This window comes from Conexibacter woesei DSM 14684, assembly GCF_000025265.1.
In the GTDB taxonomy this organism is placed as follows: Bacteria; Actinomycetota; Thermoleophilia; order Solirubrobacterales; family Solirubrobacteraceae; genus Conexibacter; species Conexibacter woesei.
In genome coordinates this window covers 2,704,583-2,727,536 of sequence record NC_013739.1, presented here as the reverse complement: position 1 = coordinate 2,727,536, position 22,954 = coordinate 2,704,583, and the positions used below count along the sequence as shown (strand labels likewise).

The window sequence follows — 22,954 nt, the reverse complement described above, 5'->3', positions numbered from 1 at the left end:
CTCATCCCGCTCTCCCTGCTTGTTGGATCTCGACCCCCGCCTCGCCCAACGCGGCGAGTGCCGGCGCGTTCCCGGACGCGTCGGTCACCACCACGTCGAGCTGCTCCGGGCCGCACACGCGTGCCAGACCCCTGCCCGGAAACTTCGTCGCGTCCGCGAGCAGCACGACCTGGTCGGCCGCCGCGATCATCGCCCGCTTGACCGGCACCTCGATCGACGTCGTGTCGAGCACGCTGCCGTCGGGTCGCACGCCGCTGGTGCCGAGGAAGACGCGGTCCGCGTGTATCTGGCGCAGCGCGTCCTCGGTCAGGAAGCCGACGAGCGAGCGGTAGCTGCGGCGGAACGTCCCGCCGAGCACGATCAGCTCGATCGCCTCGTCGTCGCGCAGCTCGTCGCAGACCGCGAGGCTGCTCGTGACGACGGTGATCGCGCGGCCGTGGAGGCGGCGCGCGAAGCGGTGGGCGGTCGTGCCGATGTCGAGCAGGACAGTCTCGCCGTCGGCGATCAGCGTGGCGGCGCGCGCGGCGATCGCGTCCTTCTCGGGGACGCGGACGGTCGCGACGTCGGCGAACGGCTCGTCGTGCTCGGCCGAGGAGACGGCGCCGCCGTAGACGCGCGTGAGGCGACCCTGGCGTTCGAGCTCGAGCAGGTCGCGCCGCACCGTCGCCTGGCTGACGCCGAGCCGCTCCGCGAGCGTGCTGACCGCCGCCGGCCCCTCCGCGCGCAGCGTCCGCGCGATCCGGTCCTGCCGTTGCTGAGCGAGCATGGCGCGACGCTACAGACACAGTCGCTCAAAGGCAAGCAAAGCTCTGCATGACTCTGCACGACTCTGCGCAAGTGTCGAACGGGGCTCGTTCGCCCCCGTGGGTGCTACGTTTTCTCACGGCGCTCACGACCGGCGCCGCCAGAGGTCACGACTGCCTCGCTCTCAGTGCTAGCCCCTGCTCGCAAGGAGCCTGTCGTGAACACCTCTGATCTCCGCTTCCCCCCTTCCTCCAACGCCGCCGCCCAGCACGCCCGCATCCGCTGGGAGCTGTTCATCCACAACGACGTCCAGGACGTGCTGCTGACGCTGCGCCGAGACACCCTGCGCGTCGTCCACCACGGCCCCGCCGACCACGCCGGCTGGACCGCCACCCTCGCCGACGCCGGAATCGGAGCAGACGCCACACAGGAACGCCTCCCCGCCTGACCCTCGCCTGGGTTGTCCTGGTTCGCTGTCGCATAGCGACACCAATCCAGGACGACCCCAGCTCAGGCCAGGAGTGCGCGGAGCTGGGCCAGCATGTAGGTGGGGTCCTCGACGGCGTCGGCGTAGGTGAAGCGGCGGAACTCGTCCCCGCGAGCGCGCGCCTCGCGCTCCCGCCGCCGGTCCTGCTCCCACGCGTGACGGGAGCTGTGGAAGCGGTAGCTGTCCAGCTCGACGGTCAGACGCTGTTCGGGCCAGCAGCAGTCGACCCGTCGCCCGCCCGCCGGCCGGTTCGTCTGCGGCAGCGGGAGCGACGCGTCGCGCAGTCGCGCGAGAAAGCGACGTTCGAGCACGCTCAGGGTGACCTTCGTCTCCCCGCGCAACACCGCGCGCAGCTTCGCGCGGCCCGGGCTGGCCGGCCGCCGCGCCAGGACCGCGTCGACCTGCCGTGGCGTGGTCCGATGCAGGACCCCGGCCTCGTGGCAGGCGCGCGCGAGCGTGTCGGCTGACAGCGTGGCCGCGAGATCGACGAGCGTCCGTGGCACGCTCGTCGTCGGCACCCCGCGCCAGCCGATCCCGTCAGCGTCACCGAGCGGGCGGCAGCGCCGCACCTCCACGCCCGCGACGACGCGCTCCGTCGGCGCGGTCACCTGCGGCGCCGGCGGCGCGCCCTTGAGCAGTCCGAGCAGGTGCGCTGCCGCCGGCCCGCTCAAGAGCGCCCGCTCCCCGCACGCCCAGACGGCGGCGAGGTAGGTCGCCTCCACGCTCGGCGCGCGGTGGCCGACGCGGTAGACCCCCTTGTGGACGCGCAGCAGCCGGCCGCTTCCCAGCCGCCGCCGCACCTCCGCCGGCGTGACCCCAGCCTCCACGAGTTGAGCCCGCGTCACGACCCCGTGAGCACGGCTCGCCATCGCCCCGATCATCGCGTCAGTCGTCCTGCCTTGGTGTCGCATAGCGACACTGAGCCAGGACGACGCCGGGGCTCGCCCCTCAGACGGTGTAGGAAGCCAGGGCGGCTGCAGCGGTCGAGGCGTCGCGCAGGCGGAAGGGCTGGTGGCGCAGGCGCGTCTCGTCGGTCGGGATCCACGCGAGCAGGCCGACGACGGCGAGCTGCATGCAGAGCGTGTGGGCGTCGCGGACCGGGCCGACGGCCGGATGCCGCTCGTGCAGCTGGTCGACCGTCCACTCGCCGCGCCGGTCGAGCGCGAAGCGGACGATCGTGCGCTTGCGCGGGTCGCCGAGCGTCGTGACCATCCGCGCGACCGGCGGCCTCGTGGTGCGGCCGGCCGGCTGCCGGCGGTAGCGAGGAGGGGGTTCGCCGAGGTTCACACCCCCACGTCGCGAGAACGCCCCGCTTCCCCTCCCCGGGATCGCGCCCGATCGGGCCGTCAGCCGCCCGCGTGCCAGTCGACGATCGCGGCCAGCGCGGCGTCGGGGTCGATCCGCTCCAGCGTGTTGCCGGCGCGCCCGGCGACGGTGCTCGCCGTGAACAGCGCGTTGAGGACTGCCTCCTCGGTCGCCTCGGCGACCGCCGCGAACAGCTGGTCGAGCAGCGTCCCGTTGCGCCAGTCCTGCCCTTCCGGAATCACGCGCACCTGACGCTCCGGCTCGCGCTGCTCGCGCGGGACGAGCTGCGCCGTCGAGAAGGCGAGCGCGATCTCGCCGGAGCCGTCGTGCGCGACCGAGCCGGTGCGCACGAGCCCGACGTCGGTGCGGCGCGCGAGCCGTCTCAGCTGCAGCGGGTGCAGCGGCGCGTCGGTCGCGACGACCGCGACGCACGAGCCCTCGCCGTGGCGCCGCGGCGCCGGCGCGGCGGGCGGCGGCCCCGCCAGCAGCCGCCCGACCGGCGCGCCGAGGATCGTCAGCTGGCGCTGGACGCCGAAGTTCGTGTTGACGAGCACGCCGACCGTGTAGCCGCCGGCCGTGCGCGACGCCGTCCCGATCCCGCCCTTGTACTCGAACAGCTGCATGCCGGTCCCGGCGCCGACGCTCCCCTCCTCCACCGGCCCGTCCGCCGCCGCCTCGATCGCGGCGATCACGTCGGCGGTCGTGAGACTCGAGGCGCGGTTGTCGTTCAGGAAGCCGTCGTCGCACTCGGCGACGACCGGCATCGCGACGTCGGCGATCCCGACCGTCTCGTCGTGCGCGGTCAGGTGCTCGACGACGGCCGAGTAACCGACGCCGACGCCCGCCGTGTCGGTGATCACGATCGGCGAGCCGATCAGCCCCCACTCGTCGATCACCATGCTGCTCGTCAGCTGGCCGTAGCCGTTGAACGGCGAGACGCCCGCGTAGACGCGCTCGCGGAAGAGGTTCCCCGCGTGCGGCACGATCGCGGTCACGCCGGTGCGGACCGCGTCGCCGCGCATCAGCGTGCGGTGGCCGACGCGCACCCCGCCGACGTCCGTGATCGCGTTGTGCGGGCCGGTCGGCAGCTCGCCGACGACGAGCCCCAGCTCGCGCGCCCGCGCACGCGGCGACTCAGGCTGCATCGGATCCTCCGATCTCGAGGTGGACGTCCCGCGGGCGGCCGGTGCCGCCGTTGGTCGGGTAGAGGTCGTCGGGGCAGGCCGAGCAGACGAGCACGAGGTCGCGCTCGGCGCGCAGCACGACGCGGTCGCCCGCGCGCGAGTGCGGCCGCTCGAACGTCAGCGCGCCGTCGCCGCCGACGGGGACGCTCATGAAGAGGTTCCAGGCGGCCGGGACGACGTCGCTGGAACGCCCGACCACGGCCAGCGCCTCGTGCAGGTTCGACGCGCAGCTGCGATGGTCCGCTGCGGCGCCCATCCGCTCGTACATCGCCGTGCTGCACGGGACGATCAGCGTGTCGTGGCGGCCCGGCGACGTGTCGGCGACGACGGTCAGCAGCGGCCGGTAGCGGCTGCTGACGAGCGTGTCGCCGACGCCGAACCAGAGTCTCTGCAAGACCTCCCGGCAGTGGTCCATCGAGAGGTGCTCGCCGGGCTCGGAGGTGAACGCCCACGTGTCGACGACCTGCGTCCCGGGCGTGTTGACGACGCTCACGTGCTGCCCCGCTCGCACGGCGGCGGCGAGGCCGTGGCCGGCGGGGACGCGGTGGCGCACGACGGTCTCCTCAGTCACGGAGATCGGCCGCCTTCGTTCTCGTCAGCCACGCGTACGTCTCCGGGTCGCGCGCGCGGATCCGCAGCGCGACGCCGACGCCGACCGCCATCGCAATCGGGACCGGCAGCAGCAGCAGCACGTTCACGAGCGTCCCGGCGCCGGTCAGGATCGCGAAGTTGTCGACGATCAGCACGACGACGGTCCCGAGCGCCAGCCCCGCCACGACGGGCGCGATCACCCGCTGGATCACGTTCGCGTCGGACGGGACGCGCCAGAACCAGGCGACGACGGCGAACGAGCAGAGCGCCTGCAGCGCGATCAGGCCGACGATCCCGGTGCCGTTGAGCCACAGGAACGTCTGCTCGTACGGCGCCGCTCCGAACAGCGTGAAGACGCCGACGACGACCGTCATCATCGCCACCTGCGTGATGCTCGCGACCCCCGGGGCGCCGTTCTTCGGCCGAGCGCGGCCGAGCGCTCTCGGCAGGACGCCCTCGCGGCCGAGCACGAAGAAGTAGCGCGAAGCCGCGTTGTGGTAGGCCAGTGTCGACGCGACGGTGCTCGTCACGATCAGGATGTGCATCACGTCGCTGGCGCCCTTGCCGACCCATTCGCGCATCGCGATGAAGTACATGTCGGCCGGGTCCGCGTCGGCGACTCTGAGCGCCTCGGCGGAGCCGAACGCCATGATCACGGTCCACACGATCAGCGCGTAGAAGAGGCCCATGAAGGCGACGGCGAGGAACGTCGCGCGCGGGATCGTCCGCTTCGGATCACGCGCCTCCTCGCTGTAGATCGCCGTCGACTCGAACCCGAGGAAGGCGCCGAACGAGAGCACGAACAGCGCGCCGACGCCGGGGCCGAAGATGCTCGCCGGCTCGAAGCTGGTGAAGCTCAGCCCATCCGCTCCGCCGTCGAGGATCACCGGCACCGCCAGCACGACGAGGATCAGCACCTCGGCGATCAGCAGCACCGCCAGCACCTTCGCGCTGAGCGTGATGCGGTTGTAGCCAAGGAATGCGATCGCGACCAGGCCGAGCAGCGACCAGATCGTCCACGGCAGGTGGATCCCGAAGACGTCGTCGGCCGTCGCCTCCGCGAAGACGCCGATCCCGGCGACGAAGCCGATCGCGATCGTGTTGTAGGCGACGACCGCGACGAGCGCGGCGCCGACGCCGGTCGGGCGCCCGAGGCCGTGGGTGACGTATGCGTAGAAGGCGCCCGCGTTGGGCAGCCGCCGGCTCATCGCCGTGAAGCCGATCGCGAAGACGATGAAGACGATCCCGGCCAGCAGGTACCCGCCGGGCGCGCCGACGCCGCCGAACTGGATCGCCAGCGGCGAGGCCCCGGACATCACCGACAACGGCGCCGCGGCCGCGACGACGAAGAACACCAGGTCCCACATCCCGACCGACCCAGCGCGGAGGTGGGCCTTCTCCTCGACCGGCGTGTCGGCAACGCTCATCTCGACTCCTCTGCTCGGAACACGATCTCTCCATCCACCACGGTCAGGCACACCGGCAGGTCGGGCAGCTCGTCGGCCGAGACCTCGACCGGGTCGGCCGCGAAGGCGGTCAGGTCGCCCGCGCAGCCTGGCGCGATCCGGCCCTGGCGCGGCTCGCCGACGGCGTCCGCGGCGCCCGACGTATAGCCCTGCAGCGCCTCCAGCGCGGTCAGCCGCTGGGCGGGCTCCAGCACCTCGACGTCCGGCTGTCCGGGCGGCCGGCGCAGCCGCGCCCACGCCATCCCGACCCGCGGGTCGACGGGCGAGACCGGCCAGTCGGAGCCAAGCGCGAGCTGGGCGCCCGCGTTCAGCAGGTCGCGCGTGCGGAAGGCGCGCGCGGCGCGCTCGGAGCCGACGCGCCCGGTCCAGATGTCGCTGCCGTCGGCGCGGCGCGCCTGCATGTAGAGCGGCTGCATCGAGGCGACGACGCCCTCCGCCGCGATGCGCGTCACGTCGCGGTCGGTCACCAGCTCGAGGTGCTCGACGCGGTGCGGGGCGCCGTTGGCGGCGCGCACGCCGGCGGCGGCGTAGGCGTCGAGCGAGGCGCGCACCGCGCGGTCGCCGATCGCGTGGCTGACGCACTGGAAGCCGGCGCGCGCGAAGCGCACGACGCGCTCGCGGTAGCGCTCGGGGTCGGGCCAGTACGGGGTCAGCCCCTCGCCGTGGCTGTCGGGCTCCTCCAGCCACGCGGTGCCGGTCTCGATCACGCCGTCGACGAAGAACTTGGCTACGCCGCCGCGCCAGCGCCGGCCGCGCGCGTCGCGCAGCGCCAGCTGCTCCTCGATCTCCGCCTCGGTCGCGTCCGGCCGCTGCCAGAACGGCACGACGACGCGCTGACAGAGCGCGCCCTCCTGCTCCAGCTCGGTGTACAGCGCGAGCCCTTCAGGCGTCCCGTCCATCGCGTGGCCGCCGGTCAGGCCGAGGCGCGCGAGGTCGCGCAGGACGCCGCCGACGCGCCGGCGGAACGCCGCGCCGGTGCTGCCGGGCGCCGCGTCGAGCACGAGCCGGTAGGCGGACGGCTCGCGCAGCTCGCCGGTCGGGCCGTCGGCGTCGCACACGATCTCGGAGGCGTCGCCGAACGCGCGCGGCCCGTCGACGCCCGCGAGCGCGAGCGCCGGCCGTGTCGCGACGGCGGTGTGGAGGTCGTAGCAGAGCACGAGCGCGGGGCGGTCGCCGACGGCGGCCGCGATCGCGGCGGAGGAGATCGGCTGCCCGCCGAGGACGGCGGGGTCGAGCCCCCAGCCGCGGACCCACTCGCCAGCGGGCGTCGCGGCGGCCTCGGCGGTGAGCGCGGCGTGCACGGCGGCGAGCGTCGTGAGCCCGTTGAGGTCGGCGCCGACGGCCAGCTCGGCGCCCCAGACGGGGTGGATGTGCGCGTCGGTGAGTCCGGGCACCACCGACAGGGTCCCGCCACCGTCGATCGTCTCGGTGCCCGGACCTGCAAGCGGCGCGACGTCGCGGTCGGCGCCGACGGCGACGATCTCGCCGCCGCGGATCGCGACGGCGCTCGCCCACGGAGCGGACGGGACGAGGGTGCGGATGCGCGCGTTGCGGACGACGAGGTCGGCGGGCTGCGAGGGGCGCGCTGCGCGAGCGGGCGAGACGGCTCGGTCGGGACGGGTCGGCATGGCGCGGCAACGTACCAGTAAACGTTTTCGGCAACAAGGTATCCTCCCCGACATGACGCATAGGCCATCGTCGGGGAGCGCGAGACGCGCGGGGGTCAGACGCGCGACGATCCGCGACGTGGCGGCGGCCGCGGGCGTGTCGGTCAAGACCGTCTCGCACGCCGTCAACGGCAAGGGCGAGGTCGATCCGGGGACGCGGGCGCGCGTGCTCGCGGAGGCTGCGAAGCTCGGCTACCGCGCGAGCCGCAACGCACGCTCGCTGCGCAGCGGCCGCACGTCGACGATCGCGCTGCTGCTGCCGAGCCTCGGTGCGGCAGAGCGCGAGATGCTCGGCCTCAGCTACTACATGCTGCTGGCGTCAGCCGCCGCCAGCACGGCGTTCGGGCTCGAGCACTCGCTGCTGCTCTCGCCCGCCGCCGACGACGGCGACAACCTGCGCAGGCTCGACGCCGACGGCGTGCTGCTGTGCGACCCGGTCGCGCTCGACCCGCGGATCGACGTGCTCGCCGGCCAGGGGATCCCGGTCGTGACGATCGAGCGCGACCCCGGCCGGCCCGACCACGACTGGTGCGTCGTCGGCGACAACCGCGAGGCGACGTGGACGCTGCTCGACCACCTCGCCGCCGCCGGCGCCGAGCGGATCGCGCTGCTCGCGTCCGATTCCGAGTGGGGCTGGACGGTCGAGTCGGTCGACGCCTACCGCGCCTGGTGCGCGCAGCGCGGCGCCGAGCCGATCGAGGCGCGCGCCAGCCTCCACGACCTCGTCCGCAGCGCCCGCGAGCAGGCGCACGCGCTGCTGGACCGGCCCGACCGCCCGGACGCGATCGTCGCGCTCGCCGAGCGCGCCGCCGCCGGCGTCGTGCAGGCAGCGCGGGCGCTCGGGCTGACGATCCCCGGCGACCTGATGGTGGCCAGCGGCGCCGACAGCCCGGAGACGACGTTCGGCGACCCGGCGATCACCGCGCTCGACCTCCACCCCGGAGAGCGCGGCAGCGCCGCCGCCGAGCTGCTGATCGACCGCCTCGCCGGCCGCGCGACCGCCACCTCCCGCACGATCGCCGCGAACCTGCTGGTCCGCGCGAGCAGTCAGCGCAGCGAGGGCGGGTTCGCGTCGTCGACGAACAGGTCGACGCCGAGGTCGGCGCCGTCGCCGTTGGAATAGCGGCTGAGGTCGGTCACGCCGGCGGCGACGAGCACGTCCTCGCACAGCAGTGCCTGGCCGGTGTACTCGCGGCTCGGCTGCGTCAGCACCTCGTACGCCGCGTCGGCGTAGACGTCCGGCGTGCGCGCGCGGCGCATCGCCTCGTCGCCGCCGAGCAGGTTCTGCACCGCCGCGGTGGCGACGAGCGTCCGCGGCCACAGCGCGTTCGACGCGACGCCGGCCTCGCGCAGCTCCTCCGCCAGGCCGAGCGCGACGAGCGTCATGCCGTACTTGGCGATCGTGTATGCCGTGTACGGCGCGAGCCATCTCGGGTCGAGGTTGATCGGCGGCGAGAGCGTCAGCACGTGCGGGTTGGTCCCCCTGCGCAGGTGCGGCACGCACGCCTTGCTGACGACGAAGGTGCCGCGCACGTTGATGTTCTGCATCAGGTCGTAGCGCTTCATCTCCAACTGCTCGATCCCGGCGAGGTTGATCGCGCTCGCGTTGTTGACGCAGACGTCGATCCCGCCGAAGCGCTCGACCGTCTGCGCGACCGCGGCCTCGACCTGCGCCTCGTCGCGGATGTCGCCGACGATCGGCAGCGCTCTGCCGCCCGCCGCCTCGATCGCCTCCGCCGCGGTGTAGACCGTCCCCTCCAGCTTCGGATGCGGCTCCGCCGTCTTCGCGATCAGCGCCACGTTCGCGCCGTCGCGCGCCGCGCGCAACGCGATCGCCAGCCCGATCCCGCGGCTCGCGCCCGAGATGAAGATCGTCTTGCCGCTCAGATTCAGCCCGCTCACGCCGTCGCTCCTTCGTCGCACTCCAGCCGCGAGCGACACTAGAGAACGCGCTGACGGATGCGCGCCGCTACGCCGTCGCGGCGAACGTGAAGAGGTCGGTCCTGTACGGCAGCTCGATCGGCTCCGGAAGCTGCTCCACGAGCCGTTCCACTGGCGCCATCGCACGCTCGCGCTCGGCGGCGGACAGCGCCGCGATGTAGCTCGTCGAGCGCACGCGCTGGAGCAGGCCACGGCGGTCGAGCGTCTGCACGAGGCGGAAGCCGCGGCGCTCGCCGGCGCGTGAGTTTCCCGGTGCCGGCGGCGAGGTCGATCCTACGCCGGGCGTCGTCCTGGGTAGTGGTCGCATAGCGACACCAACCCAGGACGACCATTGACAAGTAGGATTTTTACGTGCAAAGATGACTTTACGATGAAGGACGTCCTCTACCTGGCAGAGATCGAGCAGGCCGAGGCGCTGCTCAAGCCGCAGCGCATCGAGGTGCTGCGGCAGCTCGCCGAGCCGGTCACGTGCACGGCGATCGCGGCGCAGCTGGGCCAGACGCCCCAGCGCGTCTACTACCACGTCAGAAGACTGGTCGAGATGGGCCTCGCGCAGCAGGTGTCCGAGCGCAAGGTCCGCGGGATCAGCGAGGGGATCTACCAGGCGGCCGCGCGCTCCTACTGGCTCTCCCCCCGGCTCGTCGGCCGGATCGGCGGCCGCCGCGCGCAGGACGAGCTGAGCCTCGGCTACCTGCTCGACCTCGCGGAGGAGATCCAGGCCGACGTCGCCGGGCTCGACCGCGCGGCACCGGAGCTGCCGTCGATCGGGATCTCGGGCGAGATCCGCATCCCCGCCGCGCAGCGCGAGGCGTTCCTGACCGACCTCCAGTCGACGTTGCAGGACCTGTTCACCCGCTACGGCGGCGCCGAGGGCGACGCCTTCAAGCTCGCCGTCGCGTGCTACCCCAAGGGAGACCGAGATGAGTGATCCGATGACCCTCCGCGCCCGCGCCGGGGCGCCGCTGGCGACCGTCCACCACGCGATCACGGATGCCGCGACGCTGCGGATCTGGCTCGCCGAGCACGCCGAGGTGGAGCTGCCTGAGCGGTACGAGTTCTGGGGCCGCTACACGCCCGAGGGCAGCGCGCCTCACCAGCGGCTGCTGCACGCGGACGACCGCGGCGTCCGCTTCACGTGGCTGCTCGACGGCGCCGAGACGACGACGTCGATCTCGCTGGAGCCGGACGGCGAGGCGGCGACGATCGTCACGCTGACGCAGTCGCACTTCGACTTCCAGGAGGCGGTCGAGGAAAGCAGCATCCGCGGCGTCCTGCAGACGTTCTGGGCGCTCGCGCTCGCGAACCTCGTCGACCACCTCGAAGGCCGCGAGCCGACGGCGATGGTCGACTTCACCTCCGCCGAGCTGCAGAGAACGGTCCTGATCGACGCGCTCGCCGAGCAGGTCTTCGACTCGCTGATCGACTCGGCGAAGGTGTCGCGCTGGTTCGGCTTCCCGATCGATATCGAGCCGTTCGTCGGCGGTCGCGTCGGGATGGGCGGACTGGAGAACAACCCCAACCCGGCGAAGATCCTCGAGCTGGAGCCCGGCCGCCGCATGTCGATCGACTGGGGCGGGCCGGTCGGCGTCACGACGTGGGAGCTGGAGGAGTCGAGCGGCCGGACGAGACTGACGCTCGTGCAGAGCGGCTTCGGCGGCACGCCGCCGTATGCCGGCTGGGGCGGCAACCTCTCCGGGCTCGCCGAGCTGCGGCGCTTCCACGAGCTGCCCGCCTGGAAGCCGATCTGGATCCCCGACGACGCGAGCGTCAGCGCCGGAAGCTGAGCACGTCGGCCGGCGCGACCGCCGGCCGACGCGGCTACGCGGCGGCGGCGGCGTCGCGCGCCGCCGCGACCGCCGCCTGCCCGTAGGAGATCCCGCCGTCGTTGGGCGGCAGCTGGAGCGGGACGAGCACGTGGAGGCCGGCCGCCTGAAGGCGGGCGGCCGTCTCCTCCAGCAGCAGCCGGTTCTGGAAGACGCCGCCGGAGAGGACGACCAGATCGGTGCCGGCGTCCGACGCCACCTGCGCACAAGCGGTCGCGGTCGCGGTCGCGAGCGCGCGGTGGAAGCGCGCGGAGACGACGCCGGTCTGGGTGCCCGCGGCGAGGTCCGCGACGACCTGGCGGATCGTGACGTGCGCGTAGAGGAGGAGCGGCGGCGCTCCGGGCGGGGCGGGCGCGAGCGGCAGCTCGTACGCGCCGCGCTCGGCGCGGTCCGCGATCGCTTCCAGCTCGATCGCGGCCTGTCCCTCGTATGTCGCCGCAACCGCCGCGCGCATGCCGCAGAGCGCGGCGACCGCGTCGAACAGGCGGCCCATGCTCGTCGTCGGCGGCGACGCGAAGCCGCTCGCGGCCATCCGGGCGATCGCAGCCCAGCGCTCGGGCGCGATGCGGCCGGCGAGGGCGGGCGGGATCGGCGGCGGCGCCGCAGCGGGCGGCGCGGCAGCGGGCGGCGCGGCAGCGGGCGGCGCCGCAGCGGGCGGCGCCGCAGCGGGCGGCGCGGCAGCGGGCGGCGCGGCGTCCTCGCGCGCGGCGATCAGCCAGGCGCAGGCCATCCGCCACGGCTCGCGGGCGGCGCGATCTCCACCCGGGAGGCTGACCGGCGGCAGCGAGCCGACGCGGGCGAAGCCGGTGAGGTCGCCGAGGAGCAGCTCGCCGCCCCACACCGTGCCGTCGGTGCCGAGTCCGGTGCCGTCGTAGATCGCGCCGACCGCCGTGCCCGTCTCGCCGTGCTCGGCCAGGCAGGCTGCCAGGTGCGCGTGGTGGTGCTGCACGGCGACGGTCTCGACGCCCTCGCGTTCGAGCGCGTACGCGGTCGAGCGGTAGTCGGGGTGCAGATCGTGGGCGACGAGCTGCGGCGTCACCGCGAACAGCCGCTCGAAGTGGGCGATCCCGTCGCGAAACGAACGCTCGGTCGCGTAGTTCTGGAGGTCGCCGATGTGGTGGCCGACCCACGCGGTCGTCCCCTTCGCCAGACAGAACGTGCTCTTCAGCTCCGCCCCGCACGCGAGGATCGGCCGCGTGGCCGTGAGCGGCAGCGCGATCCCGTCCGGCACGAACCCGCGCGAGCGGCGCAGCGGCAGCGGCCGCCGCGCGCCCGCGACCTCCACGACGCGCATGACCGAGTCGTCGGTCCGCGTCGCGATCGGACGGTCGTGGACCAGCAGCAGGTCGGCGATCGCGCCCAGCCGCCGCAGCGCCTCGGCGTCGTCGAACGCGATCGGCTCGTCGGAGACGTTCCCGCTCGTCATCACCAGCGGGACGCCGCCCGCGTCCGTGAGCAGCAGCTGGTGCAGCGGCGTGTACGGCAGCATCAGGCCCAGTTCGGGGGCACCTGGCGCGACGGCGTCCGCGACGCGGGCACCGGCGGCGCCGCCGTCCGCGCGCCGCGCAGCCAGCACGATCGGCCGCGCGCGCGAGCACAGCAGCCGCTCCTCCGCCTCCCCCAGCTCGACGAGCGCCCGCGCCGCCGCGACGCTCGCGACCATCAGCGCGAACGGCCGCTGCTCGCGCCGCTTGCGCGCGCGCAGCGCGGCGACCACGCGCTCCTCGTCAGCGCGACACGCGAGGTGGTAGCCGCCGACGCCCTTGACCGCCACGATCCGCCCGGCGAGCAGCTCGGCGGCCGCCGCCGCGACCGCGTCGGGAAAAGCGGGAGCGTCGGCGGGGCCGACCGCGTCGGGGGAAGCGGGAGCGTCGGCGATCTCCCTCCCCTCCGCGTCGAGCAGCCGTGCGCGCGGCCCGCAGGCCGGGCAGGCGTTCGGCTGGGCGTGGAAGCGGCGGTCGCGCGGGTCGTCGTACTCGGCGCGGCAGGCGGCGCACATCGCGAACGACGCCATCGTCGTCGCGGGGCGGTCGTACGGGACGCCGCGCACGATCGTGAAGCGCGGGCCGCAGTTCGTGCAGTTGAGGAACGGGTAGCGGAAGCGGCGATCCGCCGGATCGGACAGCTCCGCGAGGCAGTCGTCGCACGTCGCGGTGTCGGGAGAGACGCGCGCGTCCGGCGTGCCGCCCGCGACGCTCTCGACGATCGCGAACGCGCCGCCGTCGCCGACCGGATCCAGGTCGCGCACCGCCACCCCCTCGACGCGCGCGAGCGGCGGCGCCCGCTCGGGCAGCAGCGCGAGGAAGCGCGCGACGGCCGCGTCCTCCCCCTCGACCTCGGCGAGCACGCCGTGGACGTCGTTGAGCACGAACCCCGCGAGCCCCAGCTCCTCTGCCAGCCGGAAGACGTACGGCCGGAACCCGACCCCCTGCACGACCCCCTCGACCCGCACCGCGACGCGACGCCGTGCCGGCGCCCTCACGCCTCGATCAGCTCGCGCAGCACGTGCCATGCGCTCGCCTGCGCCTCCTGGATCCGCGGGATGTGCTCCGAGCGCGTCACGACGACGAAGTCGGCGAGTCCTTCGGCGAGGATCCGGCCGCCGTCGTAGCCGACGAACGCGACCGTCGCGACGCCGCGCCCGCGGGCCTCGCGCAGCGCCGAGATCACGTTCTCCGAGCCGCCGCTGGTGGAGAACGCCAGCATCCCGTCGCCCGCGCGGCCGTACGCGATCACCTGCCGCGCGAAGATCGCCTCCGTCCCGACGTCGTTGGCGATCGCGGTCAGGATCGCTGGGTCGGCGGTCAGGTCGAGCGCGCGGCGCGGCGGCCAGCCGTGCGTGCCCGACGGCTCGCGCAGGTCGGCGACGGCGTCCATCGCGTCGGTCGCGGAGCCGCCGTTGCCGAGCGCGAGCAGCGTCCCGCCGCCGTCGAGCGCACGCCGCAGCGCGGCGGCGGCGTTCAGCAGCGTCTCGCGGCCGTCGCCGAGCGTCTGGGACCGCAGCGCGCCGATCTCCTGCGACTTCGCGCGCGCCGAGGCGGCGACGTCGGCGAGGACCGCGTCGAGGTCGTGCTCACGCTCGTCGAGGAACGGATAGAGGAAGCTCGACGCGCCGCTGTCGTGGCGGCTGCCGGCGTCGCGTCCCGCCAACAGGCCGCGGTGTTCGAAGAAGACGTGGACCAGCTCCCACAGCACGTGGTAGAGCGTCTCGACCAGCTCCTGCGCGACGAACGGATCGTCGTCCGGCGGCGCGAAGCGCCACTCCGCGCCGACGTCGGCGAAGCCGATCGTGAGGCAGCCGCGCGCCCGCGCCGCGCGCACGCCCGCGGCGACGCTCGCGCCGGCGCCGAACGCAATCGCGACGTCGTGCTCGCGCGCGAGCAGCGTGAGGTCGTGCGGCGCCAGCCCGAGCGCCGGCAGCGCCCGCTTGCCGACGATCACCGGATGGACGAACTCGACCGCGACGTGGCGCACGTCGGAGCGGTCTGCGGCGGAGGCGCCGAACGCGAGCAGCCGCCCGCCGCGCGCGAAGCGCTCCGCCATCCGGTGGCAGCAGCGCGCGATCCGGTCGCACGCGGCCGGCGCGAAGAAGTGCTCGCCGGCGTCGAGACGCGCCGCGAGCAGAGCGTCGGGAGCGGCCGGCGCGCGGCTCACACGGCGCCTCCGGCAGGAGCGGGCGCGGCCGGCGCGGCGGCGGGCGGCGCGGCGGCGGGCGGCGCGGCGGCGGGCGGCACGGCGGCGGCGCGCGCCTTGCGTTCGGGCACGCTCGCCAGCCACGCGCGCAGCTCGTCCAGCCCCTCCCCCGTGCGGGCGCTGACGGGCATCAGCGCGACGCCGGGATGGACCGCGTCGAGCCGCGCGGCGAAGCGGTCGAGGTCGAAGTCGACGTGCTCGATCAGGTCGACCTTGTTCAGCACGACCAGCTCGCAGGTGCGGAACATCAGCGGGTACTTGAGCGGCTTGTCGTCGCCCTCGGCGACCGAGGAGACCATGATCCGCGCGTCCTCGCCGACGTGGAACTCGGCCGGGCAGACGAGGTTGCCGACGTTCTCGACGATCAGCAGGTCGATCTGCTCCAACGGCAGCGCGGGCAGCGCCGAGCGGACCATGTTCGCGTCGAGGTGGCACTCGCCGCCGAAGCCCGAGTCCGTGTTCAGCTGCACGACCGGGACGTGCAGGTGGGCGAGCCGGTCGGCGTCGAGGCTGCCCTGGACGTCGCCTTCGAGCACGCCGACGCGTGGCCCGCCGGGACCTCCGAGCCCGCCGGCGCCGCCGTCGTCGCCGCCGAGCAGCCGCTCCAACAGCGTCGTCTTGCCGGCGCCCGGCGCGCTCATCAGGTTCACGACCGTCACGCCGGCACGGTCGAAGTCGGCGCGGTTGGCGCGCGCGATCGTGTTGTTGGCGTCGAGTGCGTCCTCGACGACCCGGACCTTCACGCGGTGCATTCCGACTCCACCTCCAGCTCGATCGACTCGACCTCCAGCTCCTCGCCGCTCAGCACCTCGACGTCGCCGCCGGCGCACGCCGGGCAGCGGAACGCGGGCACGTCGACCGCCCACTCCCGCTCGCACGCGCGGCAGCGCAGGCGCGCGGCGACCAGCTCCTGATCGAGCCGCGCGCCCTCGCAGACGGTCTCGCGCGCGACGACGCCGAAGTAGAACGCGAGCGAGTCGGCGACGACCTGGCGCAGCTGGCCGACGCGGACGGAGACGAGCGTCACGCGCCGCCCACCGGAATGGCGGACGGCGGTGTCGACGACGGCGCTCGCGATCGACAGCTCGTGCATCGCGCCCGCCCCTTCTCAGACCTTGTACGCCGCGTCGGTGCGCAGCTCGTCGATCGTCTCGCGCACGAGCGCGACGGCCCGCTCGACCGCCGCGGCGACCGGCGGCGTCAGGCCGAGCCCGACGTCGTCGACCGCGCTCGGCTCGCACGCGACGACGACGACCTTGCCGGGCCAGCCGCCGACCGCGCTGACGAACCGCAGCACGGTGCGCGGGTCCATCCCGTGCGGGTCGATCGACTCGCCGTCGGAGATCGGGCCGGCGAACTCGTCGCGCGGCGGCTCGATCACGTAGAGCGTTCCGGGCGCGCCGCCCTGCCGGCTGACGTCCACCAGCACGAGCGCGTCGTAGCCGCGCATCACCTCGTAGGCGAGGTCGAGCCCGCCGGTGCCGACGTCCATCACGCGCACGCCGGAGGGAAGCGCGTCCGCCTCCAGCCGCCGCGCGACCTCGCCGCCGAAGGCGTCGTCCTGCATCCAGGCGTTGCCGACCCCCGCGACGAGGATCTGCTTCTCTCGCGTCGCGTTCACGATCCCTCCTCTCCGCCGGAAGAACGAGCCTCCGGGCGAGTTCTTCCAATCGAACTCAAGGCCGCAGGCCGCAGCAGTTCGACCTCGTCGGGTCTGAAGTACAGGTAGCGGCCGATGTCTCGCATCAGCTCCTGCCCCGGGTCGTCGTCGACGGTCACGCAGAGGTGGACGCGGTCCTCGTAGTCGAGGTAGATCCGCTCGATCGTCGCCGGCCGTCCCCGCAGCAGGTGGTCCTGCGCGTTACGCCCCTCCGCCGGCCGCAGCCGCACGCGCGCGCCGCGCTCGTAGCTGACGCCGTCGACGACGATCTGCCGCTCGCCGCGGACCTCCTGCGCGCCGGCGGGCGCGGGCGGCGCCGGCGGCGCGGCGGGCGCGGCCGCCACCGGGTCGCGAACCGTCACGCGCCCGTGCAGCGCGACGATGTCGGCCGGCGTCGTGCGGACCGCGCGCTCCAGCATCTCGCGCACGGCCGGGTCCTGCTCGGCGATCTCGGCCCGCTCGCCGTCGGAGAGCGCGTGCAGGTGCAGCAGCAGCGCCTCCTCGATCTCGGTCCCGTCGAACAGGTCGCCGCGGCTCTCGGGCGCGATCCGCGGATGGTCGGGCAGCGCGATCGCGGCCCCGAGCAGGACGTCGTCGGCGTCGCTCGCGAGCGCGGGGAACGTGTTCACGCACGTGCACGTCATGACCGCGCCGGCGGCGTGCTCGGGCGGCGCGACCGGGGAGCAGAACCTCGCGCCGCCCGCGCGGGCGCTCGTGCCGGCGCCGGCAGCAGGTCCCGCTCCGGCGACGCGCGCGACCACGTGCGTGGAGAGCAGGGATGCGCGCAGCGCACCGACGCGGTCGAGCCCGTCGGCGACGGGCGTCGAGTTGTGGACGCAGAGCGTCACACGGGTGAGACCGCCGTCGAAGCGCTGCGCGGCCATCCGCACGCGCCCCTCGACGGCGTCGAAGGAGAACGCGGCCGTGACGGGCTCATCCGCGAGCGCGGACAGCGGCGTCGCGGGCAGCTCGACGCGCCGCTCGACGGCGACGTGGCGCTCGCCGCTCGGCTCCAGGAACCGCACGGACGCCGCGAGCGTCGCATCGTCCCCGCCCTCCGCGATCGCCTGCACGCGGATGCGGTCGAACGTCGTCGGGCTGGCGGCCGCGTAGACCGGCGGGTAGACGATCCCGAACGGGGTCGGCGTCGCGTTCTTGGTCGCGCCGGGCGTGTAGGGGTAGAGCGCGTAGCCCTCCCACAGCAGCGTTCTGACGAGCGTTTCGAGCTGGTCGCTCATCGCTCCTCCTCCTCGACGGCGAGCAGCGCCGCCACGCACGCGTCGAAGCTGACGTCGCCGCGCGCCGCCTTGCGCGCCGCGAGCGCGGCGAGCGTCTCGGGCGCGAGCCGGACCCAGCCGCCGCCGGGGTAGTGGAGGTCGATCGCGCGTCTCCAGGTGTCGACCGGAAGCCCCCAGCGCGCGCTGCAGCTCCACGGCACCTGCGCGACCTGGAGGCGGTCGCGCTCGCCGCGGTAGAGCGCCATCCCGCTGAAGTGGAACGACAGCGGCGCGACGCCGCCGGGCAGCGAGTAGAGGTACCTGCTCGCCGCCACTTCGAGGTCGTAGCTGCACGGCAGCTCGAGCGAGAAGGCGGTCGCGCCGGTGAAGCCGGGCACGAGCACGTCGATCCGCGCCCATTGGAAGCTGTGCGTCGTCGCGCCCCAGCGCTCGGGCTCGCCGAACAGCTCTGACAGCCGCGCGCGCGTCGCGTCGTCGTAGGTGCGGCGGGCGGGGTCGAGCTGGAGCTGGACCGACAGCGCGATCGCGTACAGCTCGCGGCCGAGCGGCTCGCTCACGTGCAGGTCGAAGCGCAGCGCCGGCGTCAGCGTGTGCGGGACCGGCTCGGCGCCGAGCACGGTGAACACCGGCTCGCCGATGCGGGGCGCCGCGCCTGCGGTCGCCTCGGCGCTCATGCCGCCACCGCCCCCTCCCGCAACGACGCGAAGAACTCCGCGATCGCCTCCTCCACCCCGCTCCCGCCGCTGATCCCGCGCCAGCGCTGCTTGATCGTGCCGACGAGCCGGTAGCACTCGTCGATCGGCGCGATCACGTGCTGCGGCGGGTCGGCGATGCGGTTGACGATCAGCGCCTCGGCGTCGGGCTCCAGCCGGTCGAGCACTGGGTTGGCCGCGCACAGCCGGCCCCACGCGTGCAAGTCCAGCTCGCACTCGGTCGCGCCGGCTGGGCTCGGGTAGAGCGCGACGACGCGACCGGCAGCGTCGTGCGCGCCGCTGCGCAGCATGAAGGCGAGGCCGATCGGGATCTGGAACGCCGCCCACAGCTCGTCGTCGAGCGCGAAATCCTCCAGCCACAGCGTCCGCCCGCCGGTCGGCCGGAACTCGGTGTCGCCGGAGTGCAGCGCCCAGCACGTCTCGCAGACGCAGACGATCCGCCGCTCGTCGAGCTGGAGCAGGTGGCGGTGGTCGGCGCCGAGCGAGGTCGGGCAGAGCTCGCACGTGCCGTGGGCGGAGGTGGCGGCGGGCGGCTCCGCGGAAGCGGCCGCGGCACGCGAGTGGGCGGCGTCCGGCGCGGCCGCGGCGTCGGGGCGTGGCGCGGCCGCGCCCGGCTCGCCCGCCCACGCGGCCATCCGCCGCAGCCCGGTCGCCGGCAGTCTCATCGGACCAGCGCCACCCGTACGGCCCCGCGCTCGCGCAGCAGCGGGATCGGGTCGAGCTGGAGCGCGTCCTCGTCGCGGCAGCGACCGGCGCGCGGCAGGTCGTACGCGCGGCCGCAGGCGGCGCAGGTCAGCGTCCCGCCGAGCAGCAGGCCGTCGTGCAGCGCCGCGCCGCAGCCGGCGCAGCGGTCGCGGTACGCCAGCAGCGTGCCGGCGACGTTGGCGACGACGAGACCGTCGTCGGCGGGGACGAGCGTGCCGCGCTCGATCCGCTCCGCACCGTCGAGCTGGACCCACGTCGTCGCGCCCGCCACCGGGAGCGCGCCGGGAGCGGGCGCGCCGGGAGCGGGGGCGCCGCCGGCTGCAGCGGGGCTCGGCGGCGCCGCCCCCTCCACGTCGAGCCCGAGCAGGTCGGGCGCGGCCTGCTCCAGCGCCTGCTCGACGACCGCCTCCAGTGTGCTCGCCGACGCGGCGCACCCGCGGCAGGAGCCGACGAGCCGCAGGCGCGCGACGCCCTCCTGCACGGCGAGCAACTCGACGTCACCACCGTGCGAGGCGAGGTAGGGCCGTACCTCGTCGAGCGCCGCGCGCACGCGCTCCTCCAAGCCGACCGGGTAGAGGCCGTGGATCAGCAGCAGGCTCGCGACGACGCCGTCGGCGACCAGCTCGTCGCGAACCACAGCGACCGGCGCGGCAGCGTCGCCGCCCTCGTCCAGCGCCCGCTCCAACGCGCCGAAGATCCGCTCCAGCCCCTCGCCGTAGAGCTGCACGACGGCGGCCGCGAGCTGCTCGCCGCAGGCCCGCGCCGCCGGGTCCGGCAGCGCCTCAAGCTCGGCGGTCAGCCGCTGGACCCGTTCGACGAGCGCCGACTCCGCACCTGCGCCGCCGCCGGCGCCCGCGCCCGGCACCGTGGCGGTCATCGCTCAGGCCATCCCCGTCGGGGTGTGCACCACCTTGCGCACCGTGCCCTTGCCCTTGCCGTACATGTGGACCCCGCACGGCAGGCAGGGATCGAAGCTGTGGACGGCGCGCATGATGTCGACGCCTCTGAATCTGTCCGGCCCGTTCTCCTCGAAGATCGGCGTGTTCTGCACCGCGTCTTCGTACGGCCCTGGCGTCCCGTGCACGTCGCGCGGGTTGGCGTTCCACGGCGTCGGCGGGTACGGCTGGTAGTTGGCGATCTTGCCCTCGCGGATGACCATGTGGTGGGAGAGCACGCCGCGTGCCGCCTCGTGGAAGCCGACGCTGATCGCCTCCTGCGGGACTCTGAAGTCACGCCAGCTTCTGGTCCGCCCGGCGTTCAGCTCCGCACGCGCCTTCTCCAGGCAATGCAGCCCGACGAGCGCCGAGTACGCCTGGTGGTAGGAGCGAGCGCGCTGGCGCTCGATCGCGTTGGACCACGGCGGGATTCTCCACTCCAGCTCCATCTCGGGCATGAAGCCGGTCTTCGGCAGCACCATCTTGATGCTCTCGCCCGTCGCCTTCAGGAAGCCGAGGTCGACGAGGCCGGCCTTCGCGGTCACCCACTGGCGCGCGAACGGACCGCCGCCGGTGTCGCTCGCGACGAAGCGGTCGTTTCTCGCGTCGTACATCCGCGGCGAGGCGACCCACGAGTACTTCTCGGTGAAGTCGCGCGCCTGCGGCTTCGGCAGCGTCACCTTGTTCCACGGGTGACGCTTGTCGACCGGGTTGCCGAGCGGGTCCTGAGTGACGAACGTCGACTCGTTCGTCCAGTCGTCGAAGTACGAGGAGCCGAGCAGGATCCGGATCGCGAGATTGATCTCGACGAGGTCCGTGGTGATCAGCTCGCCCTTGAAGACGAGGCCCGGGGTGACGAAACGGTGACGCCCCCACTCGGTCATCGTCTTGTAGTCGTAGTCGACGTAGTCCGGGTCGTCGAAAGCGCCCCAGCAGATGATGTCGGTGTCGCGGTAGCCGACCCGCTCGTAGCCGGGCAGCGCCTCGTAGAAGAAGTCGTAGAGGTCGTCGTGCATCGGCACGGTGCGCTTGCAGTAGTCGATGTAGCGCATCAGCCGCACGTAGTACTCGGTCAGCGTCTGGTGCGTGATGTCGGCGCTGCAGCCGCCCGGCAGGATCGTCGACGGATGCGTGTGACGGCCGCCGAAGAGGCAGTACATCTCGCGCGTGTAGCGCGCGACCTGCAACGTCTCCAGGTAGAAGTCGCCGGTGAACGCGTTGAGCGAGCGCATGATGTCGGCGATCGTTCTGTAGCCGTGGATCGCGGCGTGCGGCGCCGGCGTTCTCTCCGCCTTCTCCAGCACTGCGGGGTTCGTCTCCTTCACCATCTGCTCCGAGTAGTCGACGTTCGCCATGCAGTCGTTGTAGATCGCGTGGTCGAACATGAAGTCGGCCGACTCGGCGAGGTTGAAGGCGTAGTCGCCGAGCTTCGGCGGCTTGACGCTGTACGCCATGTTCTGGTTCAGGCACGAGCAGGTGCAGTGGTTGTCACCGCAGATGCCGCAGATACGGCTCGTGATGAAGTGCGCGTCGCGCGGGTCGATCCCCTTCATGAAGATGTCGAAGCCGCGGAAGATCATCGACGTCGAGTAACACTTCAGGACCTGCTGGTTGGTGAAGTCGATCTCCGTGTGGATCCCGAGGCTGCCGACGATCCGCGTGATCGGATCCCACGACATCTCCTTGACGGTGACTCTCTGATCGGTGGGTGCGTCTGTGGTGGCCATCGTGTCGCTCCCCTACCAGCGCTTGGAGTAGCCGGTGGTGAGTTCGGCGCGGTTGTGGCGCCACTCCGGCTCCTTGTCGTATCTGCGTCTCATCTCGATGCTGCGGCCCCACCGCAGGATCGGCCCGTAGGTGAATCTCGCGATCGCCGAGGAGATTCTCGCGTTGCCCGCCTCCTCCATGAACGGCATGTACTTGTCGGGGAAGCCGGGCATCGTGCACGCCATGCAGATGCCGCCGACGTTGGGGCAGCCGCCCATCCCGCTCTGCCAGCCGCGCAACGGGACGTTGCACTTGACGACCGGTCCCTTGCACCCGAGCTTGACGAGGCAGCGGTGGTCGGAGCCGTACTCGGTCGCGAAGTTGCCCGACTCGTAGAACGCGGCGCGGTTGCAGCTCTCGTGCGCGGTGCGCCCGAACAGCGAGGTCGGGCGGCCGGCGTCGTCCAGCTCCGGCACCGGCGCCATCCCCGCGAGCGCGAAGACGAGGTGGACGAGCATCTCGGTCATGTTGTCCGGCTGCGCCGGGCAGCCGGGTATGTTGACGATCGGGATCCCCGCCTTCGACGTCCATCTCCAGCCGAGGTAGTCGCGCAGCCCCATCGCGCCGGTCGCGTTGCCAGCCATCGCCGGGATGCCGCCGTACGTCGCGCAGGTGCCGACCGCGACGACCGCCGCCGCCTTCGGCGCAAGCCGGTCGATCCACGCGTTCGTCGTGATCGGCTGGCCGGTCGACGGGTCGGTCCCGAGGCCGGACCAGTGCCCGGCGCCGTTGATCTTCTCGTTGCCGAGCGACCCTTCGAGGATCAGCACGAACGGGTCCAGCTCGCCGCGCTCGGCGGCGAACCACGCTCTCATGAAGTCCTCGCCCTGCTCGTAGGCGATCACCGGGTTGTGGACCACCACTCTCGGCATCCCCGGGATCGCGCCGGTGATGATGTCTTCGAGGCTCGGGTTCGTCGCCGAGGTCATCGCGACCGAGTCGCCGTCGCACCCCAGCCCGGTCGTCATCCACAGCACGTGAGCGGTGATCGCCTCCGTCTCGCGCTGTCTCGGGGTGAACTCGACGGTCGACATG

The 22,954-nt window shown here is 73.4% G+C and carries 24 protein-coding genes; 4 read left to right on the top strand and 20 right to left on the bottom strand.

The annotated features are described in order from the left end of the window. Window position 1: 1 nt before the first annotated feature. A complete protein-coding gene (locus CWOE_RS12780; protein ID WP_012934035.1) occupies window positions 2–766 on the bottom strand; it encodes a DeoR/GlpR family DNA-binding transcription regulator in 765 nt (254 codons plus the stop codon). 195 nt (window positions 767–961) lie between these two features. Here CWOE_RS12780 and CWOE_RS12775 point away from each other — a divergent pair, with 195 nt between their 5' ends. Beyond that, entirely contained in the window at window positions 962–1,192 is a 231-nt protein-coding gene (locus CWOE_RS12775) for a hypothetical protein (protein ID WP_012934034.1), read from the top strand. A 62-nt stretch (window positions 1,193–1,254) separates the two neighbouring features. Here CWOE_RS12775 and CWOE_RS12770 read toward each other — a convergent pair whose 3' ends face one another. From CWOE_RS12770 to CWOE_RS12745, 6 genes are all read right to left on the bottom strand, one after another. Continuing rightward, a complete protein-coding gene (locus CWOE_RS12770; protein WP_160165512.1) occupies window positions 1,255–2,100 on the bottom strand; it encodes a type IV toxin-antitoxin system AbiEi family antitoxin domain-containing protein in 846 nt (281 codons plus the stop codon). 79 nt (window positions 2,101–2,179) lie between these two features. Continuing rightward, on the bottom strand, window positions 2,180–2,518 hold the full coding sequence (locus CWOE_RS12765; protein ID WP_148260996.1) for a hypothetical protein: 339 nt from the start codon (window positions 2,516–2,518) through the stop codon (window positions 2,180–2,182). Between the two features lie 59 nt (window positions 2,519–2,577). Continuing rightward, entirely contained in the window at window positions 2,578–3,681 is a 1,104-nt protein-coding gene (locus tag CWOE_RS12760; RefSeq protein ID WP_012934031.1) for a P1 family peptidase, read from the bottom strand. Beyond that, window positions 3,671–4,291, bottom strand: coding sequence for a DUF1989 domain-containing protein (locus CWOE_RS12755; protein WP_012934030.1), 621 nt, complete (start codon window positions 4,289–4,291; stop codon window positions 3,671–3,673). Before CWOE_RS12755 ends, CWOE_RS12760 begins: the two co-directional genes overlap by 11 nt. Continuing rightward, window positions 4,284–5,738 (bottom strand): APC family permease, encoded by a 1,455-nt coding sequence (locus CWOE_RS12750; RefSeq protein WP_012934029.1) that lies wholly within the window; start codon window positions 5,736–5,738, stop codon window positions 4,284–4,286. The genes CWOE_RS12755 and CWOE_RS12750 overlap by 8 nt, the downstream gene beginning before the upstream one ends. Next, on the bottom strand, window positions 5,735–7,405 hold the full coding sequence (locus CWOE_RS12745) for an amidohydrolase (protein WP_012934028.1): 1,671 nt from the start codon (window positions 7,403–7,405) through the stop codon (window positions 5,735–5,737). The genes CWOE_RS12750 and CWOE_RS12745 overlap by 4 nt, the downstream gene beginning before the upstream one ends. A 52-nt stretch (window positions 7,406–7,457) precedes the next feature. Here CWOE_RS12745 and CWOE_RS12740 point away from each other — a divergent pair, with 52 nt between their 5' ends. After that, window positions 7,458–8,567: a LacI family DNA-binding transcriptional regulator gene (locus CWOE_RS12740; RefSeq protein WP_012934027.1), complete on the top strand. Its 1,110-nt coding sequence runs from the start codon at window positions 7,458–7,460 to the stop codon at window positions 8,565–8,567. Here CWOE_RS12740 and CWOE_RS12735 read toward each other — a convergent pair. Next, the gene (locus CWOE_RS12735) at window positions 8,492–9,337 is read right to left on the bottom strand and encodes an SDR family oxidoreductase (RefSeq protein WP_041732370.1); all 846 of its coding nucleotides are present in this window, start codon (window positions 9,335–9,337) and stop codon (window positions 8,492–8,494) included. The genes CWOE_RS12740 and CWOE_RS12735 overlap by 76 nt on opposite strands. A gap of 76 nt (window positions 9,338–9,413) precedes the next feature. Next, the gene (locus CWOE_RS12730; RefSeq protein WP_041730459.1) at window positions 9,414–9,596 is read right to left on the bottom strand and encodes a hypothetical protein; all 183 of its coding nucleotides are present in this window, start codon (window positions 9,594–9,596) and stop codon (window positions 9,414–9,416) included. Between the two features lie 159 nt (window positions 9,597–9,755). Here CWOE_RS12730 and CWOE_RS12725 point away from each other — a divergent pair, with 159 nt between their 5' ends. Together CWOE_RS12725 and CWOE_RS12720 are read left to right on the top strand one after the other, a co-directional pair. Further along, window positions 9,756–10,313: a winged helix-turn-helix domain-containing protein gene (locus CWOE_RS12725; protein ID WP_012934025.1), complete on the top strand. Its 558-nt coding sequence runs from the start codon at window positions 9,756–9,758 to the stop codon at window positions 10,311–10,313. Further along, the gene (locus tag CWOE_RS12720; RefSeq protein ID WP_012934024.1) at window positions 10,306–11,169 is read left to right on the top strand and encodes an SRPBCC family protein; all 864 of its coding nucleotides are present in this window, start codon (window positions 10,306–10,308) and stop codon (window positions 11,167–11,169) included. The genes CWOE_RS12725 and CWOE_RS12720 overlap by 8 nt, the downstream gene beginning before the upstream one ends. A gap of 34 nt (window positions 11,170–11,203) precedes the next feature. On the opposite strand, the gene hypF is transcribed toward CWOE_RS12720, so the two are convergent. From hypF to CWOE_RS12665, 11 genes are read right to left on the bottom strand one after another with little or no spacing between them, the layout of a single operon-like run. Next, window positions 11,204–13,690 (bottom strand): carbamoyltransferase HypF, encoded by a 2,487-nt coding sequence (hypF, locus tag CWOE_RS12715; RefSeq protein WP_041730456.1) that lies wholly within the window; start codon window positions 13,688–13,690, stop codon window positions 11,204–11,206. Then, a complete protein-coding gene (locus CWOE_RS12710) occupies window positions 13,687–14,862 on the bottom strand; it encodes an SIS domain-containing protein (protein ID WP_012934022.1) in 1,176 nt (391 codons plus the stop codon). The genes hypF and CWOE_RS12710 overlap by 4 nt, the downstream gene beginning before the upstream one ends. Further along, complete coding sequence (hypB, locus tag CWOE_RS12705; RefSeq protein WP_012934021.1) at window positions 14,859–15,653, bottom strand: hydrogenase nickel incorporation protein HypB; 795 nt, start codon at window positions 15,651–15,653, stop codon at window positions 14,859–14,861. The genes CWOE_RS12710 and hypB overlap by 4 nt, the downstream gene beginning before the upstream one ends. Continuing rightward, window positions 15,641–15,994, bottom strand: coding sequence for a hydrogenase maturation nickel metallochaperone HypA (gene hypA / locus CWOE_RS12700; RefSeq protein ID WP_012934020.1), 354 nt, complete (start codon window positions 15,992–15,994; stop codon window positions 15,641–15,643). The genes hypB and hypA overlap by 13 nt, the downstream gene beginning before the upstream one ends. Before the next feature lie 15 nt (window positions 15,995–16,009). After that, entirely contained in the window at window positions 16,010–16,522 is a 513-nt protein-coding gene (locus CWOE_RS12695; RefSeq protein WP_012934019.1) for a hydrogenase maturation protease, read from the bottom strand. Beyond that, window positions 16,519–17,799 carry a hypothetical protein gene (locus CWOE_RS12690; protein WP_012934018.1) on the bottom strand — a complete coding sequence of 427 codons (1,281 nt, stop codon included), beginning with the start codon at window positions 17,797–17,799 and terminating at the stop codon, window positions 16,519–16,521. The genes CWOE_RS12695 and CWOE_RS12690 overlap by 4 nt, the downstream gene beginning before the upstream one ends. Next, a complete protein-coding gene (locus CWOE_RS12685) occupies window positions 17,796–18,473 on the bottom strand; it encodes a DUF6084 family protein (RefSeq protein WP_012934017.1) in 678 nt (225 codons plus the stop codon). The genes CWOE_RS12690 and CWOE_RS12685 overlap by 4 nt, the downstream gene beginning before the upstream one ends. Further along, a complete protein-coding gene (locus CWOE_RS12680) occupies window positions 18,470–19,177 on the bottom strand; it encodes a DUF5947 family protein (protein ID WP_012934016.1) in 708 nt (235 codons plus the stop codon). The genes CWOE_RS12685 and CWOE_RS12680 overlap by 4 nt, the downstream gene beginning before the upstream one ends. Beyond that, the gene (locus tag CWOE_RS12675; RefSeq protein ID WP_012934015.1) at window positions 19,174–20,094 is read right to left on the bottom strand and encodes a NifU family protein; all 921 of its coding nucleotides are present in this window, start codon (window positions 20,092–20,094) and stop codon (window positions 19,174–19,176) included. Before CWOE_RS12675 ends, CWOE_RS12680 begins: the two co-directional genes overlap by 4 nt. A 3-nt stretch (window positions 20,095–20,097) precedes the next feature. Then, window positions 20,098–21,879: a nickel-dependent hydrogenase large subunit gene (locus CWOE_RS12670; RefSeq protein WP_012934014.1), complete on the bottom strand. Its 1,782-nt coding sequence runs from the start codon at window positions 21,877–21,879 to the stop codon at window positions 20,098–20,100. A 12-nt stretch (window positions 21,880–21,891) separates the two neighbouring features. Beyond that, window positions 21,892–22,953 carry an NADH-quinone oxidoreductase subunit B family protein gene (locus CWOE_RS12665; RefSeq protein ID WP_012934013.1) on the bottom strand — a complete coding sequence of 354 codons (1,062 nt, stop codon included), beginning with the start codon at window positions 22,951–22,953 and terminating at the stop codon, window positions 21,892–21,894. Window position 22,954: the final 1 nt, after the last annotated feature.

Coding starts and splice junctions, on each gene's coding strand:
- CWOE_RS12780 (WP_012934035.1), bottom strand. CDS start 766: ATGCTCGCTCAGCAACGGCAGGACCGGATCGCGCGGACGCTGCGCGCG.
- CWOE_RS12720 (WP_012934024.1), top strand. CDS start 10,306: ATGAGTGATCCGATGACCCTCCGCGCCCGCGCCGGGGCGCCGCTGGCG.
- hypA (WP_012934020.1), bottom strand. CDS start 15,994: ATGCACGAGCTGTCGATCGCGAGCGCCGTCGTCGACACCGCCGTCCGC.
- CWOE_RS12725 (WP_012934025.1), top strand. CDS start 9,756: ATGAAGGACGTCCTCTACCTGGCAGAGATCGAGCAGGCCGAGGCGCTG.
- CWOE_RS12675 (WP_012934015.1), bottom strand. CDS start 20,094: ATGACCGCCACGGTGCCGGGCGCGGGCGCCGGCGGCGGCGCAGGTGCG.
- CWOE_RS12760 (WP_012934031.1), bottom strand. CDS start 3,681: ATGCAGCCTGAGTCGCCGCGTGCGCGGGCGCGCGAGCTGGGGCTCGTC.
- CWOE_RS12740 (WP_012934027.1), top strand. CDS start 7,458: ATGACGCATAGGCCATCGTCGGGGAGCGCGAGACGCGCGGGGGTCAGA.
- CWOE_RS12770 (WP_160165512.1), bottom strand. CDS start 2,100: ATGGCGAGCCGTGCTCACGGGGTCGTGACGCGGGCTCAACTCGTGGAG.
- CWOE_RS12680 (WP_012934016.1), bottom strand. CDS start 19,177: ATGAGACTGCCGGCGACCGGGCTGCGGCGGATGGCCGCGTGGGCGGGC.
- CWOE_RS12745 (WP_012934028.1), bottom strand. CDS start 7,405: ATGCCGACCCGTCCCGACCGAGCCGTCTCGCCCGCTCGCGCAGCGCGC.
- CWOE_RS12670 (WP_012934014.1), bottom strand. CDS start 21,879: ATGGCCACCACAGACGCACCCACCGATCAGAGAGTCACCGTCAAGGAG.
- hypB (WP_012934021.1), bottom strand. CDS start 15,653: ATGCACCGCGTGAAGGTCCGGGTCGTCGAGGACGCACTCGACGCCAAC.
- CWOE_RS12690 (WP_012934018.1), bottom strand. CDS start 17,799: ATGAGCGACCAGCTCGAAACGCTCGTCAGAACGCTGCTGTGGGAGGGC.
- CWOE_RS12685 (WP_012934017.1), bottom strand. CDS start 18,473: ATGAGCGCCGAGGCGACCGCAGGCGCGGCGCCCCGCATCGGCGAGCCG.
- CWOE_RS12665 (WP_012934013.1), bottom strand. CDS start 22,953: ATGTCGACCGTCGAGTTCACCCCGAGACAGCGCGAGACGGAGGCGATC.
- CWOE_RS12750 (WP_012934029.1), bottom strand. CDS start 5,738: ATGAGCGTTGCCGACACGCCGGTCGAGGAGAAGGCCCACCTCCGCGCT.